We start from the raw sequence: 16,787 nt of genomic DNA, 5'->3' as shown, positions 1-16,787 counted from the left end.
GAGCTGTTAATTGACTTTGCTTGGAGCGTCGTATAGCGGAATATCCGACGCTCCAACGGTATCTAGACACAGAGGCATAACGAGCTTAACATAGTCCAATGCCTCATTATATCTGTGCTCATCCGGGATTAAGGTTATCTTTCGCCGATCCAGCAAACAATTGACTTCAATTCGTTCCGGAATACGTCCAAAAGCATGGTAGCAAAATACAATCATCATGTTCTGGTAAGCCCGAATGACCTCTTCGTGATAATTGACGATATACTTTTGGATATACAGCCCTTCCTGACCCATTCGATCAGGCTGCCATGCAACCTGGAAGATAACAAACAGGTCCATATCTAAGTCTGATATATAGGCTTTGTGCTCTTCATTCAACAGGACAGGCTGCAATAGCTCGGTATACTGTGTCAGCATCCGGACAAGCTCATCCGTTACGCCCCATTTCACATTCCAAAAATGATCGCTCGATTCAAAACCTGTAGGGTGTTTAGGCCATCTTTTTTCTAACAAATATTGAATGGGTACTTCTCTGCGCACCTCCGGAGTCAAGCTGTAGTAATCGTTTATCGTATGACTGACCGCATACTGAAACGATGCCTCCACTCCAGAACCTGCTGCTTGCCCTTAGCTAAATTTTTAAGTCTCTAAGGGACCTTTCAGACCATAGCATTTCCTCCAGCTTATAATCGGTTAATATCCTTTTATACGGTATCGCTTCAGAAGGTCTCTCCATTGATATCTCTCCTTCTCGCTTAAGCTCTTCTCCCATTTCTGTCTCTATCTAATTAGAGTCTAATTGATTGTCAACATTCAAAGAACGACAGCCTGATCCGCTACTCTACGACAAATGTATGACTACCGCATAGTCTCTTAAATATTCGACACCAAATAAGCCGCTTTCTCTTCGGAGAACACGGCTCATATTTGTCGTCGCCTCTTCTAATTTATTTATATTTATCCATTTATATCCTCTATATCAATACCATTCGCCACAGCATTAAACTCGTTCAGCGGTCATTTTTTGTTCTTTCGTCAGCAGAGGCTCAAATTCGTATACCCAGGTTCCATTCTCGGCAACCTTGATCTTCACAAGTCCTTTTTTTCGTAAGCTGGCGATGATCTGTTCTGCTTCCTTACTGTGAAGGTCAGTGTAGAGCGATATTTCAGATATCGTCAATAAATACTCATGCTTCATGGCAAGCTTCATGAGATCCTTCTCAAGGGCAAGCTCCCGTCTCTTCTTCATGGAAGAGAGCTCATACAGGCCATAAGCAAGCGGTGCAGCACCGAAAAGGAGAAATCCGAGGTCAAATCCGGATTGCATTGAAACAAATGAGTATGTATACAACACGATGGAGAATAAACCAAGGGCTACAAGAGTTACTGCGATCCATGTTCTGCTATTGCTCATCATTTAACCTCCCTTATCTTACTTTACCCCAAAATAGACGATTAGGCACATTTCCCGTGTATCCAATCCTATCCGATTCCATCTAAAGCTAATATAACGTAAAAAACGGGGAATACTGGCATGAAAACACGTAATTGTTGTACAATAGAACCTAATTGTAATTATTAAAAGCAAATGAACTTGAAGGATGGATTATTACATGTACGCATCACAGCAATGGAAAGATTATGAACTCATAGATACAGGCGGCGGAGAGAAGCTCGAACGCTGGGGAGATATTATTCTCCGTAGACCTGATCCACAGATCATATGGCCTCTTGAGAAAGAAACCGGAGCCTGGAGAAACGTCCATGGCCACTATCATCGCAGCTCCTCTGGCGGAGGAAATTGGGATATAAAAAAAACCATTCCTGAACGTTGGACGATCTCTTACGATGAGCTCAAATTCTATATTAAGCCAACCAATTTTAAACATACGGGTTTATTCCCTGAGCAAGCAGCGAACTGGAGCTGGATGATCGACAAGATTCAAAATGCCGGCAGACCGATCTCGGTTCTGAATCTGTTTGCTTATACCGGTGGTGCCACTGTAGCTAGTGCCTATGCAGGTGCCAGCGTTGTACACGTTGATGCAGCGAAGGGTATGGTTCAATGGGCTAAAGAAAATGTACAGCTCTCGGGCCTTGGCGACCGTCATGTCCGTTATATTACAGATGATGTATTCAAGTTCGTTCAACGCGAGCATCGCCGTGGTAATCGCTACGACGCTATCATTATGGATCCTCCGTCCTATGGACGTGGACCGAACGGTGAGACGTGGAAGCTGGAACAGAACCTTTATCCGTTCCTGGAGTCTTGTACAGGCATTCTGACAGATAACCCGCTGTTTGTCCTCATCAATTCGTATACAACAGGAATCTCACCAACCGTGCTATCCAATATGTTAACGATGACGATGCAAAACAAATACGGCGGCAAAATTTCAGCTGGTGAGATCGGGCTTCCGATTACAGCATCCAATATGATGCTGCCTTGTGGAATCTTGGGCCGCTGGGAGTCTTAATCCAATGAGTGATTTACAGCCGCTATCTATATTATACGAGGACAACCACCTGCTTGGTGTCGAAAAAATTGTCAATGTGCCAACACAGGCTGATGCATCAGGCGATATGGACATGCTGTCCATTCTAAAAGAGGATATCAAAGTCCGATTCTCGAAGCCGGGAAATGTTTATCTTGGCCTCGTTCACCGTCTGGATCGACCTGTTGGAGGAGCCATGATCTTTGCCAAAACATCGAAAGCTGCATCCAGATTATCAGACTCGGTCAGAACTCGAAAGTTTGAGAAGACCTATATGGCAATTGTTCATGGAGCCCCTCCTGCAAAACAAGGCAGACTTACGCATACACTTCTCAAGAATGAGAAAACCAATACGGTGTCCGTTGTTCCTGAAGGTACGTCAGGCGGAAAAAATGCGATTCTGGATTATTATGTACTGGGACAGACAGACAAGCTGTCACTCGTTCAGGTGGTACTGCATACAGGGAGATCACATCAAATACGAGTTCAATGTATGGCTATGGGCTGTCCTCTATATGGTGATCAAAAATATGGAGCTGAATTAAACAAGCCAGGACAGCAGCTTGCACTCTGGTCGGTGTCCGTAGGCTTCCCTCATCCGGTAACGAAGGAACACGTGCAGCTGATTTCCCTTCCGCCACGCCAGTTTCCCTGGAGTGAATGGCCTGAGAAAATGTATAAAAGTGCGGCTAGTCAGCCTTTTGTATAAAAAACGATATATTAAAAATCCCGGTCTGCTTCTTACGCAGACCGGGATTTTTTTATTATTTCATTATTTATTTTCGCTCGTGCTGACTTCTGCCACTTTCATTGCCACGCCTTTTGCATCCTTCGGTACGGATCTCTTAATAAAGAAGGCGAGAACCAGTGCCACCACGGTAACCCCTGTCGCAATAATGAATGAGAAGTTTATACCGTTGATTTGCGCCTCATTTGCCAGTTGAAGCATCGCAGCTTGATCCTGTGGATTAATATCTGCCATATGCGTATCAAGAAAATGAGTCGTACGGTTGCTGAATAATGTGATAAAAATAGCAGTTCCGATTGCACCAAATACGGTACGCAGTGTATTTAACATGACCGTTCCGTGCGCATTCAGATTTTGAGGTATATCATTCAAGGCAGCGGTTTGAACTGGCATCATGAGAAGTGACATCCCGAACATCCGCAACGTATACACGATAATCAGCTGTGTATAAGATGTATCCATCGTTAACGTGCTGAATTCCCATGTCGTAATGATAGTAATGACCAGACCGATAATGCTCAGCCATTTCGCTCCAAATTTATCAAACAAGGAACCGGTGATTGGGGACATGATACCCATAACAATTGCACCTGGAAGCATCAGCAGACCGGAATCAAGAGCACTGATTCCACGAATCGTTTGCAAATAAATTGGCAGTAGGATCATGCCTGAGAACATCGCCATTGTTACAACAATGAGAACCGCTGTATTCAGCGTATACATTGGGTTCTTGAACACTCTGAACTCCAGCAGTGGAACATCCATCTTGAATTGACGAAGAACAAACAGCAGCAAGGAGATAGCACCTACGACCAAGCAGGTGATAACGATCGGATCATTCCAACCGTTGGAGCCTGCATCACTGAAGCCGTACAACAGTCCTCCAAAACCGATAGTTGATAAAATAACCGAAGTAACGTCCAAGGTTGGATTAGATACTTCTGTAACATTTTTAACAAACTTCATCCCAACAAACACCGCGATTATAGCAATTGGGAGAATAATATAGAATAACAATTTCCAGCTGTCAAAGGTTTGGACGACCCATCCAGATAATGTAGGTCCAATTGCCGGAGCCAGAATCATGGCAATACCGATCATACCCATTGCACGTCCACGCTGCTCGATCGGGAAAATATTAAGGATAACAACCGATAATAGCGGCATGATGACACCTGCACCTGCTGCCTGAATAACACGTCCGGTCATGAGCACAGCAAAGGTAGGGCTTAATGCACACAGAAGAGTACCTATTGTAAATAAACTCATTCCGGTAATAAAAATTTGTCTTGTTGTAAACTTCGCCATCAAATAAGCGGTAATTGGAATAAGAACCCCGTTCACAAGCATAAAACCAGTGGACAGCCATTGGACGGTGGTTGGGCCTACGCTGAGGTCCTCCATAATCTTAGGCAGAGCAACGTTAAGTAAGGTTTGGTTCAAAAAGGCAACAAACGCGCCAAGCAGCATCGCAAATAAGATTGGACCTTTTTTGAATTCTATCGTCTTCCCAGACTGATTTGCAGCAATACTACTCATATTAATAAATCATCTCTCTTTCTCCATCTTCTCAAGCATCAAGGAATGAATACGAAGCAAATTATCGATATCTTCCCTGGGTAAATCCATCATATGAGATACTTTCGACATCCATAGCTCATAGACTCTCTTCTGCACTTCTCTCCCTTTCTCCGTCACCTGAAGCACCAGCGACCTCCGATCATGCAGGCATCTTGCTCTCTCCACGAGTTCAGCTTTGACAAGACGGTCAACGACACCACTCGTTGTACTACTACCCATATGGCAGAGCTCCGCTAATTCAGCCAATCCAATGTTAGGATGCTCAATTAGAATGGATAATACCAGCATTTGAATACGTGTAATCTCCATCTCCTCTTCCTGTTTCCAGAATAATCGATGAAAGCTCTGGTTCACTTGACGAAAGGATGAAAATATCTGGTACATCTCATCGTATTCCAGCATTGTACTCACCTTTGCTACAAAATGATTATTTTACAAAATATTTCGTATACGAACTATAAGGACTACAAAGTATTATTATAGACCGATTTTAAAAATAGTCAACACCTTCTATATGTAATTATTTTCGTATCACATATATTGCCCAAACAAAAAAGGAATACGCAGCACGTATTCCTTTAGAAGGTGGAAATCGTTCAATTTCTATTAAGAGGTTTGCTTGGTTGGGGAGCTTTGGGAAGTAATCTTGGTCAGCAGGTACACGAGCAGCTGTTGATTGTGTGAAGAAATCTTGCCAAGGGTACCGCTAATAAAATCTTCACGGATAATCATCCCTCGCAGCGCCTCTTGCTTTCCTCTCTCTGTTAAAGTGACCCAAACAATTCGGCGATCGCGATCATCCCTGCTGCGAAGTATAAGTTCATTCTTTTCCATTCGGTCGAGCAGCATCGTTATAGCTGCAGGTGTTGTAGACAAATAAGGAATGAATTCGGACGGCTTCATACGGGGCTGCTCAGATAACAGTTCAAGCACCGTGAGCTGAGCCTCGGTTAATGCAGGAGCAAGGGCTTGATCCATATGGGCTTTGTAGTCCTTCGTAAGCCTTGCCCATAGTTTGGCGAATTCAGAAGAATGCATCTGTTCTTCTCCCCTCTCATGTAGAGAATAAGTGTTGGATCATTAACTATTTAGCTGATGAATCATTTCGCTCTTTTTGATGCAATTCCTTCCCCGTTTTGGCGACTCGACCGGTATCGACGAAGGTTCTTATACTTTGCATTGTAACGTCAAAAAAAGCCCCTGATGCCGTTTCCTGGCACATCAGAGGCTCTTATGACGTATTTTAGGATGTTGAGTCATCCGCCCGATTATATATTACTCGTACAATCGAGTCGTTCTTCTCTATGCTGACCAAGGCTTTGCCTATACTTCTCTTATCAGAGATCGGTGCCGACTCTGTAGAAAATCCAATCATTTTGCCTTGTTCTGTCAACGCGAGCAATTGCAGTGGTTCTTTAACATGGTATGCAGCGACGATACGGCTGCCATTCGGTTTGACACGTTTGCCCTCTTTGAATTCAAAGGTGGCAACACCTTTGCCGCCGCGGGACTGCAGTGGATAATCAAGTAGAAGTGATCTCTTCCCATATCCAAGGTCCGATATTGTAAAGATTTCTCCTTCATCCTCATCAACCCATAGAGCAGAGACGAGCTCATCCTCGTCCTTTAATTGAATTCCTTTCACACCGCCGGATACCCGGCCCATTGTGTTCACTTCATCCTCTAGGAATCTTACACTTTGGCCCAGCTTGGAGACAAGCAGGATGTGCCTTCCTCCCGTACTGAGATGGACACGGATAACTTCATCATTCGCTCCGACCTTGCATGCGGCAACTGCCGAGGAACGCTTGGTAATATAATCTTTCAGTGCAGTACGCTTGACCTGCCCTCTTCGTGTTACGAACACAAGGCTTGCTTCTTCTTGATCGAAGCTGCGTATCGGTATGATGCTGACGACTCGATCTTCCTTCGATAAGGGAATGACGTTAACGATGGCTGTCCCCGGGTCCTTCCATTTGAATTCCGGCACCTGATGTACAGGCAGGAGGTAGTATTGTCCCCGCTGTGTAAACACGAGCAAATTATCGAGAGTATTTACATCATAGTAAGAAGAAATCACATCACCTTCAATCACACCCGAACTGCTCCGGTCTCCCCCTGAACGGGTAAAGGAGAGCATACTTGTGCGCTTGATGTAACCTTCATTGGACAATGTTACGAGCACATCTTCAGAATTGACGAGAACCTCAAGATTCACCTTCAGTTCTTCTACCTCTTCCTGAATAGAAGAACGGCGATCTATTCCGTACTTCTCCCGGATTTCTTTGAGTTCCTTCCGAATGATACTGATGAGCTTCCGATCACTTTCGAGAATACTCCGCAGTTCGGCGACTTTCTTCTGGATCTCATCCAGCTCTTTTTGCAGTGTCGTGATCTCCAGGTTCGTTAGACGATACAACTGCAACGTAAGTATGGAGTCTGCCTGCCGGTCGGTAAAGCCAAACATCCATTCCAGATTGTTCTGGGCATCCTGACGATTCTTGGACGCTTTAATTGCTGCAATAACTTCATCCAGAATATTAAGTGCTTTTACAAGACCTTCCAGAACATGAGCCCGATCCTCGGCTTTTTCGAGATCGTACTGCGTTCGATGGGTTACAACTTCGCGCTGATGTGCAATATAAGCATCAAGTATCGGCTTAAGTCCAAGCTGATGAGGTGCTTTATTAACAATTGCCACCATATTGAAGTTATACGTGACTTGAAGATCGGTTTTTTTGAGCAGATAGTTAAGAATGCCTTGGGCGTCCGCTTCTTTCTTAAGTTCAACGACGATACGCAAGCCTTCACGTCCGCTCTCGTCTCGAACCTCAGCGATACCCTCGATCTTCTTCTCCAAGCGAATCGTTTCCATCGCGGTAACAAGCCGTGACTTAACGACCTGATAAGGAATTTCGGTAATAATGATCTGCTGCTTACCGCCTCGCAAATTTTCGATATCGGTTTTGGAGCGAATATATATGCGGCCTTTTCCCGTACGATAGGCGTCCAGAATTCCGCTGCCGCCCATAATGATACCGCCTGTAGGAAAGTCCGGTCCTTTGATAAAAGTCATAATCTCTTCAAGAGAGATTGAAGGCTTCTCCATTACAGCAATACATGCATCAATAACTTCTCTTAAATTATGTGTCGGAATCTCTGTTGCAAAGCCGGACGAAATTCCGCTCGCCCCGTTCACGAGTAGATTCGGGAATCGGGATGGGAGAACTACAGGTTCTTTTGCCGTATTATCAAAATTGTCCTTAAATAGAACCGTACGCTTCTCAATGTCGCGCAGAATCTCCATGGCAATCGGTGACAAACGTGCTTCGGTATAGCGCATCGCTGCCGCCGGATCATCATCCTGTGAACCCCAGTTTCCGTGTCCGTCAATGAGCACATGTCCCATCTTCCAAGGCTGTGCCATACGCACCATTCCCTCATAAATGGAGGAATCTCCGTGAGGATGATAATTACCCATGACATCACCGACGGTTTTTGCAGATTTGCGGTACGGTTTGTCAGGCGTATTGTTTGAATCGTACATGGCATACAAGATACGACGCTGAACAGGCTTAAGTCCGTCACGCACATCAGGTATCGCCCGATCCTGAATAATGTATTTTGAATATCGACCGAATCGATCGCCTACGATTTCTTCCAGAAATGCCGGTAAAAATTGTTCAGATAAACTCATTCAAAGCACCTTCTATTCTTCGTACTCTGTAAAATCTACGTTTTCAACGATCCAGCGCTTACGCGGATCAACCTTATCACCCATTAATGTGGTTACTCTTCTTTCGGCTTTGGCTGCATCTTCAATCTTCACCTGCAGTAAAGTCCGGGTATCCGGATCCATCGTTGTTTCCCACAGCTGATCCGGATTCATCTCTCCCAGACCTTTATAACGCTGCAACTCGTAATTTTTGCCGAATTCCTTCAAGTAAATTTGCAGCTGATCCTCAGTAAATGCGTAACGAACCGTTTCAAGCTTGCCTGTCTTGCGGCTAATCTTATAGAGAGGCGGCTGTGCTATATACACCTTGCCTGCATCAATGAGCGGCTTCATATAGCGATAAAAGAACGTCAGCAATAATACCTGGATATGTGCGCCGTCTGTATCCGCATCTGTCATAATAATGATCTTGGAGTAGTTGCTGTCTTCCACTGCAAACTCAGTACCAATACCTGCACCGATAGCGGACATAATTGCCCGGTATTCCTCGTTCTTCATAATATCCGCCAGCTTCGCCTTCTCCGGATTCATGGGCTTGCCTTTGAGCGGCAGAATCGCCTGAATTTTGGAATCCCGCCCTTGCTTCGCCGAACCGCCTGCGGAGTCACCTTCGACGATGAACAGCTCATTACGAGAGTAATCTTTGGACTGTGCCGGTGTCAGTTTACCTCCTAGGTTAGAGCTTTCACTCCGCTTCTTGCCGGATCGCATATCATCTCTGGCTTTACGTGCCGCTTCTCTCGCTTTGGAAGCCTGCACTGCCTTTTTGATCAAGGTCTGTGCAACCTGTGGATTCTCTTCGAGAAAACGCTGCATGCTCTCTGTAACGACCTGATCCACTGTACTGCGGGCAGACGCACTGCCCAGCTGATCTTTGGTCTGGCCGACAAACTCCACTTCGGACATTTTAACACTGATTATGGCCATCATGCCCTCGCGCAGATCATTTCCTTCGAGATTTTTGTCTTTTTCCTTGATCATGCTCGTACGACGTGCATATTCATTCATGATTCGCGTATACGCCGTTTTGAAGCCTGTTTCATGTGTTCCGCCGCCGCGTGTAGGAATAGAGTTAACGAACGATACAATCGTTTCGGTATAACCCGCATTATACTGGATCGCGATTTCGACTTCGATATCCTCTTTTTCCGCATTAAAATGGATGACATCTGTCAGAAGATCCTTGCCTTCATTCAAATAGGCTACGAATTGACTTGCTCCTCCTTCGTAGTAATACTCATCTTGATTCCCGCTGCGTTCATCCTTAAGCAGTATACGAAGCCCTGAGTTCAGGAATGCAATCTCCTGCAGACGCTCAGCCAGCGTATCGTAGCTAAGAGAAATACCGGATTTAAAAACTTTAATATCCGGCTTGAATCTTACCTTGGTGCCGGTTTGTCGAGTATTTCCGATGACCTCAAGACCTGTAACCGGCTCGCCAACATGCTCGGTCCCTTTCTTATCCACCCAGTATTCAAAGCGCTGCCGATGAATTTTACCTTCCCGATAGATTTCCACCTCCAGGAACTCGGATAAGGCGTTCGTTACCGAAGCGCCGACACCATGAAGGCCTCCGGATTTTTTGTAACCGCCTCCGCCAAACTTGCCACCTGCGTGCAGTATCGTGTACACGACCTGAGGCGTAGGAATACCTGTCTTGTGCATTCCTGTCGGAATGCCTCGTCCATTATCCTGCACCGTAACGGATGCGTCTTTATGTAGCGTAATTTCAATCTTGTCACAGTATTTTGCTAAATGCTCATCGACAGCGTTGTCGACAATTTCCCAGACTAAATGATGTAAGCCAGAGCTACTTGTGCTGCCAATGTACATACCCGGTCTTTTTCGTACAGCGACAAGTCCCTCCAGCACTTGAATGTCGTCTGCTTCATAACCGGTATTACCGGATACGTCAGCAGATAGATCCATCTCTTGGGTCATGAATGCTCCCCCTCTTATGCCTTCACTCTTCATGAATGATCACACTGTTAAAATTTATTTAGATAAAATGATGAACTAGAATCAATTTCATAACTCATTAAAAAGGTAAATTTGAAACTATATAGACAAATAAAAATCATTTTGTTCTATATACCCTGATTTAAGCAGCTAAAGGTATTATGAAATTGATTCTAAAGAACGAATAAAGTTGTCTTCAAGCTATGCTGTTCTCATCCTAAAAATGCAAACAGATGTTTCTTATCCTTGTCCATTTTAATTCAAGATATCCCGTTTCGTAAAGACAAGGAATGAAACAACAAGCGAGACGATGCCCCACATGGTCAGCACACAGAGCGAAAATAGAAGCGTCATGCCTTCTATAGGCGGCAAATTCCCGGCTAAATAACCGGTCAGATTCAAATTTACCATGAATAAATATTTTGCGCTGTCCCATGAGGATGCCATATTAGTCAGTATGGTGCCGGCGATAAGAGCCGCCATCATAACGACGATACTTGCGGAAGTGCTTCTCACAAGAGTAGACACCATAAAGGACAGCACCGCAACTATGATACTGACAAACCATATCAATCCGGACTGCATAAGCAGGTACTCCCACTGCTCCACGACATGAACTCTGCTCATATCCACATCAGAGCCATTGATCAGAAACCCGGTAAAGATAGGGAAGGTAAAGCCCTTAAATCCGAAAAACAGACCTGCAATAAGATAACAAATAACAAATACGGCAAGGACAATAAGTGAAACAAACATAAGCAGTGTTATTAGTTTGCTAAGCAATATCTTCCACCGTTTGACGGGCCTCGTCAGGAGCATCTTAATTGTCCCAGTCGTCCTCTCGCCCGATACAAGATCAGAAGCCATAGCGACCACGAGCAGCGGAATAAACAAATTGATTGAATTGTTCATGAACTCTCTCGTAAATGTAACGCCGCTCGGTTCATTCGGATTGATATCGTGATCCAAATAGTACTGAAGCTGTTGAATGTAAATTCGCCGATACTGCTTCCACTCTTCCGGCACGCGATCACTGCCTAGTGAATTCTGATTATCCGTGATTGCCTGCTGCATTTCAAGCCGCCAGTCATTACCGAACTTTTCACGTTTTGTTTCAGATTCTCTCATCTGAGCATACGTAAACATCGGTGTTAGTACGACTAATACCAGCAGAATGACATAAAACCTCTTTTTCTTGATCATTTTGATCACTTCATTTCGAACAAGAGGCAGCAAACTATTCAAACCATTCACCTTCTGTCATCTTCAAAAATAATTGTTCAAGCGTAGGGTTCACCTTCTGTACTCCTTCTACCTTAATCCCTGCGCGAACCATGGTTCTTACCAGATCCGGAATTAGTCCTTCGGGCATTTCAGTGATAATTGCGTTATTGCCCAAACTCGCTGTCAAAGTATCATCCAGCATGCTCGCATCCTCAAGCGCTCTAACCTGCGGATGGCTGAGAAGCCAGCGGACTCCCTCGTCCTTGGGAGATAAATGCCAGATCGTGATATTGCTATGATCCTCAATCAGTTCATCGACCTTGCCTACCGTGAGGATCTCACCGTTGCTTATAATTGCAACTCTGTCACACATGAGCTGGATTTCGCTTAGCAGATGGCTGCTGACAAACACAGCAAGTCCTTCATCCGCAAGTTTTCGTATAAAAGCTCTGAGCTCCTTTATCCCTTTCGGATCAAGGCCATTGGTAGGCTCATCAAGAATTAATAGCTTCGGATCACCAAGAAGGGCTTGTGCAATTCCCAGCCTCTGTCTCATGCCAAGAGAATATGTACTGACTTTCTCGTGAATTCGCTGATCAAGACCTACAATCTCAGCTACTTCATTTATGCGTTCTTCCGTAATGCCTGGCTGCATTCTCGCAAAATGCTCTAAATTTTCAAATCCGGTCAAATAGGAGTACATTTCTGGATTCTCCACGATGGAGCCTACATATTTCAGCGCTTGCTCCGGTTGTCGATGCACAGGATATCCGCATACTTTAACAACACCGTCTGTGGGCTTGATCAGGTCAACCAGCATGCGGATCGTTGTTGTCTTACCCGCCCCATTGGGCCCTAGGAAGCCGAATACTTCACCAGCATGAACTTCAAATGAAACATCCTTGATGATCCACTTTTTCTTGATTCTCTTCTTCAAGTGCTCAACTGACAACACAATCTCTCTAATATTATTCGTCATCTGTTTCCACCCTCTGACCATGTACATCGTTAATTCCCAACACTTCTACGATTCGTTCAGCAATTTCTTCATATCCCTGTGCATTGGGATGAAAATGATCGGAAGCCAGCAATTGGGGGACACTATGCTCAAATAGATCAAACGTTTCAGCCATCATCATCTGATCATCCGTATTAATGAGCTGCAGCGCCTGACTATTCCAAGCAGACACCACCGTATTGCCAAGCACCTTCATATCAGGCAAATCACTGAAAGGATTATACAAACCTACATATACAATCCAAGCCTCTGGATTAATCTCCGCAATTCTTCGCAAAATTTCTTTGAGACTAGCTGTCGCCCCCGGCAAAGTGTCATACAGCTCTTCGGCATCAGGAAGCTCTGTCACTCCCTGTTCATATGCCTGCGCTGCCTTGAATAGGTCATTGCCCCCGATGGACAGCAGAATCAAATTTGATTGTTTTAAAACGTACTGTACTCCCGTCTCATCGAGCTGAGGCAGAAGCCCTTCAGTAGTCAATCCATTGATGGCAAGATTGGCAGTAACTCTAACCTCGTTCTCTTCATCCTGCAGCATGCTGACCACACGTCGAATAAAGCCTTTGCCATCGTCATCTCCCGTCCCTTTAGCAAGAGAATCTCCAATGGCTGCTACTTTTATTTCTGTAGTTTGCTCCATAGGCGCTGCTAAGGGTACTTCTCGATCCGCCTCTTCAACTTCCGTAAGTACGGTATTCCCTGATGGAGCGATGATATCCTGCACAGCAAGGACAAAACCGGTAACGAGTACGATGGTCACTATAATCGAAGCAGTACTTACAATTGCCCATATTTTTGTTGAAGATTTCACAAAGGCATTCCCTCCACAACAATTTATTCATTTAAATTCCTCGACAAAGTACTATATAAGGTGAACAGTCAGAGAATGATTTTGTATCATTCGATTTTGATTATTAGGATTGTCAAATTTTACTCCGATTTAACAACCCTATAATGATAAACATAAAACTTCAAGCTTCTATTTGCAAATGACCGCTTTAGTCATTACTAATCAGCCCTTCTCTAAACTCCAAAAAAAAGAACCTCCGGTTACGGAGATTCCAAAACAAAGCATAATATGTTTGCACCTAAAAAATATGGCATTTTGCTTGAGATGACTTAAGGGTCATTTAAAGCCTTACTAACTGAATCCATTTCATAATACCTTATTAATGAGTTATGAAATGGATTCGACAACAACTTAATTTCCGATAAATTCCTGAGCCCAGTAACCATTCACATAACCTACACCAATGAGTGTAAAGTTCTTGTTCATGATGTTGGCTTTGTGTCCAGGACTGTTCATCCATGCTTTAACTACCTCAGCAGGCGTTTTTTGTCCCTTGGCAATGTTCTCACCAGCATAGCTATAAGAGATTCCGAAAGTTTTCATCATATCAAATGGAGAACCGTAAGTTGGAGATGTGTGACTGAAGTAATTGTTGTCACTCATGTCCTTCGCCTTCGCTACTGCCATTTTTGTCAAATTCGTATGAATGGAAAGTGGTTTGAGGCCACCTGCTGCACGTTCCTTGTTAACCAAGGCAACTACTTCCTTCGCGTATGCCGAAACAACAGAGTTAGAATCTGTAGAAGTGTTACCAGAGTTAGAGTTGGAATCTGAGTTGGAACCCGTATTTGAACCTGTGTTAGATCCTGTGTTAGATCCTGTGTTAGATCCTGATTCAGAACCTGTATTTGAACCTGTGTTTGATCCAGTATCCGGTTTTTGAGTTGGGTTACCACCAATGTTGATTACTTTCCCGCCAATCGTAATGGTATTACCGTCAACCTTCACGTTATGACCATTTTCCTTCAGAAAATCTAAAATCGATTGCTGATAGCTTTCGAGCTTATCCTTAGCTGGAGAAGCGAAAGCTACACCAGCGCCTGGCAGAAGCATTCCTGCTGCAAGAACTGCACTCAAGCTACCAGCGATGATAGTTTTCTTCATAGACGATCTCTTCACAAATATCAGCTCCTAATCTGAAATATTACAATTTTGTAACTGGTACGCTTAGGATTATAACAGCACTTTTAAGATTTGTTAACCCATAAATTTTGGAAAAGGTTAAATTTAAGTAACCAAAATGTAATAATTCCGACAGCTTGAACGTTTCAATTCCATCCATTTAACTAGATCCATATCTCTACCTTAATAGATTCCAATATGCAAAATTGTGAATCAAAAAAACCTAACGATCAGAGATCGTTAGGTTATATTAGCAGTATCCTATTTAGGGCATACCTGGCATATAAATAAATATAACTTATATAGATTGCAGCTTCTTGCTGAACCGGTATCCATGTTTCGTAAAACCGAGATGCTCATAAAAACTGTAAGACGGCTTATGCTGTTCTCGATTGCCTTCGATAATCAGCAGTTTCTGACTGCCGCGCTCGCTTGCCCAAGATTCCGCATATTCCAAAAGTCTACGGCCAATACCTTCTCCGCGATGCGCTTTGCACACAATCAAAGATGTAATTTGTGCCGCTTGTTCTGGATCCGAATGCGTTTGAACACACTGCAGACCTAGCATTCCTACAACCTCTCCATCCATTTCCGCCACCAGCATACAGGTAGTATCATTCACCTGGGCAGATTCAATCCTCTCCCGCATAACTCCCGGCGTCGTTGGATAGCTGACCTCATGCATGAGATGTGTAACACACTCTGCATCCTGCTTCTCACATGAGCGAATGGTCAGAACTGGGGCTTCTACATTACTTAACATGGTTTACCTCCACTTTCAGCAAATTTGCGGCTTGTGTTGCCGTTTGTCGTGCTTCTTCAACACTGCTAGCTGCACTAAGTGCAACAGCCATTCTTCTTCCGGCCTTCGTCTCAGGCTTGCCAAAAATACGAACCTGGGTACGAGGCAAGGAGAGTGCTTCCGGAACACCTTGAATCGTATAAGATGCTGTAATTTCATCTGCCTTTAGCGTTGCAGACGCACCTGGTGTCAGTAGTTCAACACCTGTCACCGGAAACCCGAGAACTGCTCTTACGTGAAGGGCAAATTCCGACAAATCTTGAGTAACCATCGTTACCATCCCCGTATCATGCGGTCGAGGCGAAACTTCACTGAATACGACCCCTTCTTTCGTCAAGAAGAGTTCTACGCCAAACAAACCATATCCACCAAGTTCATCTGTAATTCGCTTAGCGATACTCTGTGCCTGGACCAGTTGTTCCTCGTTCATGAAATGGGGCTGCCATGATTCTACGTAATCTCCATCCTGCTGTATGTGTCCAATGGGAGGACAAAATACAGTTCCGGATGATGAACGAACCGTAAGCAACGTTATTTCGCTTTCAAATTCGACAAAAGCTTCCACGATGACTCGTGTTGTTGCAGCCCTTGCTCCTTCCAGTGCAGCATTCCAGCTTGTTAATGCATCCTCTTGCGCGCGGCATACAGTTTGTCCCTTGCCAGAAGAGCTCATAAGTGGTTTGACAACACAAGGCGTGCCGAGTTCTTGCAATGCCTCCTCTAGTTCCTGAAGACTATTTGCAAAACGATAGGCTGCCGTAGGCAATCCCAGCTCTTCAGCTGCTAACCTGCGAATACCTTCACGGTCCATCGTAAGTCTAGTAGCTCTTGCTGTAGGTACAACTCGAAATCCCTCTTGTTCAAGCTCTAGGAGCGCCTCTGTGGCGATCGCCTCGATCTCGGGAATGATAAAATCAGGCTGCTCCTTTCGAATCAAATCTTTAAGAGCTTCTGCATTCAGCATGTCAATACAGTAGGACCTATGGGCGACCTGCATAGCAGGAGCATGGTCATAGCGATCGACAGCAATCGTCTCTACACCCAGTCTCTGTGCCTCTATAACGACTTCTTTGCCCAGTTCACCGCTGCCAAGCAGCAGCATTTTTTTGGTTTCTGCCGAAAAAGGAGCACCCCACATTTTCTCTCTAATCCCCCTACTTGAGAAATCTATATCTATTTCTCTATTTTCGGGGAACTTGAGACATAATGCAAGAGTGCTCGACTTATTTCTTGTGAATATTACATGGAAATT

The 16,787-nt window shown here is 44.4% G+C and carries 15 protein-coding genes; 2 read left to right on the top strand and 13 right to left on the bottom strand.

Features of this window, described 5'->3' with window-relative positions; translation table 11 throughout:
• Positions 1-6: 6 nt before the first annotated feature.
• Positions 7-606, bottom strand: coding sequence for a hypothetical protein (locus ACFQ3J_RS03095; RefSeq protein ID WP_251581096.1), 600 nt, complete (start codon positions 604-606; stop codon positions 7-9).
• A gap of 394 nt (positions 607-1,000) precedes the next feature.
• Positions 1,001-1,417, bottom strand: a complete 417-nt coding sequence (locus ACFQ3J_RS03090) for a hypothetical protein (protein WP_139236982.1) — start codon at positions 1,415-1,417, stop codon at positions 1,001-1,003.
• Between the two features lie 196 nt (positions 1,418-1,613).
• Here ACFQ3J_RS03090 and ACFQ3J_RS03085 point away from each other — a divergent pair, with 196 nt between their 5' ends.
• Both ACFQ3J_RS03085 and ACFQ3J_RS03080 read left to right on the top strand, forming a co-directional pair.
• The gene (locus ACFQ3J_RS03085; protein ID WP_251581094.1) at positions 1,614-2,477 is read left to right on the top strand and encodes a class I SAM-dependent methyltransferase; all 864 of its coding nucleotides are present in this window, start codon (positions 1,614-1,616) and stop codon (positions 2,475-2,477) included.
• Between the two features lie 4 nt (positions 2,478-2,481).
• Positions 2,482-3,204 (top strand): RluA family pseudouridine synthase, encoded by a 723-nt coding sequence (locus tag ACFQ3J_RS03080; RefSeq protein ID WP_251581092.1) that lies wholly within the window; start codon positions 2,482-2,484, stop codon positions 3,202-3,204.
• Between the two features lie 63 nt (positions 3,205-3,267).
• On the opposite strand, the gene ACFQ3J_RS03075 is transcribed toward ACFQ3J_RS03080, so the two are convergent.
• The 11 genes from ACFQ3J_RS03075 to purT form a co-directional block, all read right to left on the bottom strand.
• Positions 3,268-4,782: a DHA2 family efflux MFS transporter permease subunit gene (locus ACFQ3J_RS03075; RefSeq protein ID WP_091157802.1), complete on the bottom strand. Its 1,515-nt coding sequence runs from the start codon at positions 4,780-4,782 to the stop codon at positions 3,268-3,270.
• Positions 4,783-4,791: 9 nt separating this feature from the next.
• Positions 4,792-5,226: a MarR family winged helix-turn-helix transcriptional regulator gene (locus tag ACFQ3J_RS03070; RefSeq protein WP_091157805.1), complete on the bottom strand. Its 435-nt coding sequence runs from the start codon at positions 5,224-5,226 to the stop codon at positions 4,792-4,794.
• 204 nt (positions 5,227-5,430) lie between these two features.
• Positions 5,431-5,862, bottom strand: coding sequence for a MarR family winged helix-turn-helix transcriptional regulator (locus tag ACFQ3J_RS03065; protein WP_091157807.1), 432 nt, complete (start codon positions 5,860-5,862; stop codon positions 5,431-5,433).
• 205 nt (positions 5,863-6,067) lie between these two features.
• Positions 6,068-8,521 carry a DNA gyrase subunit A gene (gene gyrA, locus ACFQ3J_RS03060; protein WP_251581090.1) on the bottom strand — a complete coding sequence of 818 codons (2,454 nt, stop codon included), beginning with the start codon at positions 8,519-8,521 and terminating at the stop codon, positions 6,068-6,070.
• Between the two features lie 12 nt (positions 8,522-8,533).
• Entirely contained in the window at positions 8,534-10,501 is a 1,968-nt protein-coding gene (gene parE / locus ACFQ3J_RS03055; protein WP_091157812.1) for a DNA topoisomerase IV subunit B, read from the bottom strand.
• A gap of 273 nt (positions 10,502-10,774) precedes the next feature.
• Complete coding sequence (locus ACFQ3J_RS03050; RefSeq protein WP_091157814.1) at positions 10,775-11,764, bottom strand: ABC transporter permease; 990 nt, start codon at positions 11,762-11,764, stop codon at positions 10,775-10,777.
• Positions 11,757-12,722, bottom strand: a complete 966-nt coding sequence (locus tag ACFQ3J_RS03045; protein WP_251581089.1) for an ABC transporter ATP-binding protein — start codon at positions 12,720-12,722, stop codon at positions 11,757-11,759. The genes ACFQ3J_RS03050 and ACFQ3J_RS03045 overlap by 8 nt, the downstream gene beginning before the upstream one ends.
• Positions 12,712-13,572: a GDSL-type esterase/lipase family protein gene (locus ACFQ3J_RS03040; protein ID WP_091157948.1), complete on the bottom strand. Its 861-nt coding sequence runs from the start codon at positions 13,570-13,572 to the stop codon at positions 12,712-12,714. Before ACFQ3J_RS03040 ends, ACFQ3J_RS03045 begins: the two co-directional genes overlap by 11 nt.
• A gap of 390 nt (positions 13,573-13,962) precedes the next feature.
• The gene (locus tag ACFQ3J_RS03035; RefSeq protein WP_251581088.1) at positions 13,963-14,715 is read right to left on the bottom strand and encodes a CAP domain-containing protein; all 753 of its coding nucleotides are present in this window, start codon (positions 14,713-14,715) and stop codon (positions 13,963-13,965) included.
• Between the two features lie 316 nt (positions 14,716-15,031).
• Positions 15,032-15,496, bottom strand: coding sequence for a GNAT family N-acetyltransferase (locus tag ACFQ3J_RS03030; protein WP_091157951.1), 465 nt, complete (start codon positions 15,494-15,496; stop codon positions 15,032-15,034).
• On the bottom strand, positions 15,486-16,673 hold the full coding sequence (purT, locus tag ACFQ3J_RS03025; protein WP_251581087.1) for a formate-dependent phosphoribosylglycinamide formyltransferase: 1,188 nt from the start codon (positions 16,671-16,673) through the stop codon (positions 15,486-15,488). Before purT ends, ACFQ3J_RS03030 begins: the two co-directional genes overlap by 11 nt.
• Positions 16,674-16,787: the final 114 nt, after the last annotated feature.

The sequence above is a fragment of the Paenibacillus provencensis genome (assembly GCF_042678545.1).
Lineage (GTDB): Bacteria > Bacillota > Bacilli > Paenibacillales > Paenibacillaceae > Paenibacillus > Paenibacillus provencensis.
This window is presented reverse-complemented; position numbering and strand designations above follow the sequence as displayed.

Coding starts and splice junctions, on each gene's coding strand:
- parE (WP_091157812.1), bottom strand. CDS start 10,501: ATGACCCAAGAGATGGATCTATCTGCTGACGTATCCGGTAATACCGGT.
- ACFQ3J_RS03045 (WP_251581089.1), bottom strand. CDS start 12,722: ATGACGAATAATATTAGAGAGATTGTGTTGTCAGTTGAGCACTTGAAG.
- purT (WP_251581087.1), bottom strand. CDS start 16,673: ATGTGGGGTGCTCCTTTTTCGGCAGAAACCAAAAAAATGCTGCTGCTT.
- ACFQ3J_RS03070 (WP_091157805.1), bottom strand. CDS start 5,226: ATGCTGGAATACGATGAGATGTACCAGATATTTTCATCCTTTCGTCAA.
- gyrA (WP_251581090.1), bottom strand. CDS start 8,521: ATGAGTTTATCTGAACAATTTTTACCGGCATTTCTGGAAGAAATCGTA.
- ACFQ3J_RS03085 (WP_251581094.1), top strand. CDS start 1,614: ATGTACGCATCACAGCAATGGAAAGATTATGAACTCATAGATACAGGC.
- ACFQ3J_RS03030 (WP_091157951.1), bottom strand. CDS start 15,496: ATGTTAAGTAATGTAGAAGCCCCAGTTCTGACCATTCGCTCATGTGAG.
- ACFQ3J_RS03065 (WP_091157807.1), bottom strand. CDS start 5,862: ATGCATTCTTCTGAATTCGCCAAACTATGGGCAAGGCTTACGAAGGAC.
- ACFQ3J_RS03090 (WP_139236982.1), bottom strand. CDS start 1,417: ATGATGAGCAATAGCAGAACATGGATCGCAGTAACTCTTGTAGCCCTT.
- ACFQ3J_RS03035 (WP_251581088.1), bottom strand. CDS start 14,715: ATGAAGAAAACTATCATCGCTGGTAGCTTGAGTGCAGTTCTTGCAGCA.
- ACFQ3J_RS03080 (WP_251581092.1), top strand. CDS start 2,482: ATGAGTGATTTACAGCCGCTATCTATATTATACGAGGACAACCACCTG.
- ACFQ3J_RS03075 (WP_091157802.1), bottom strand. CDS start 4,782: ATGAGTAGTATTGCTGCAAATCAGTCTGGGAAGACGATAGAATTCAAA.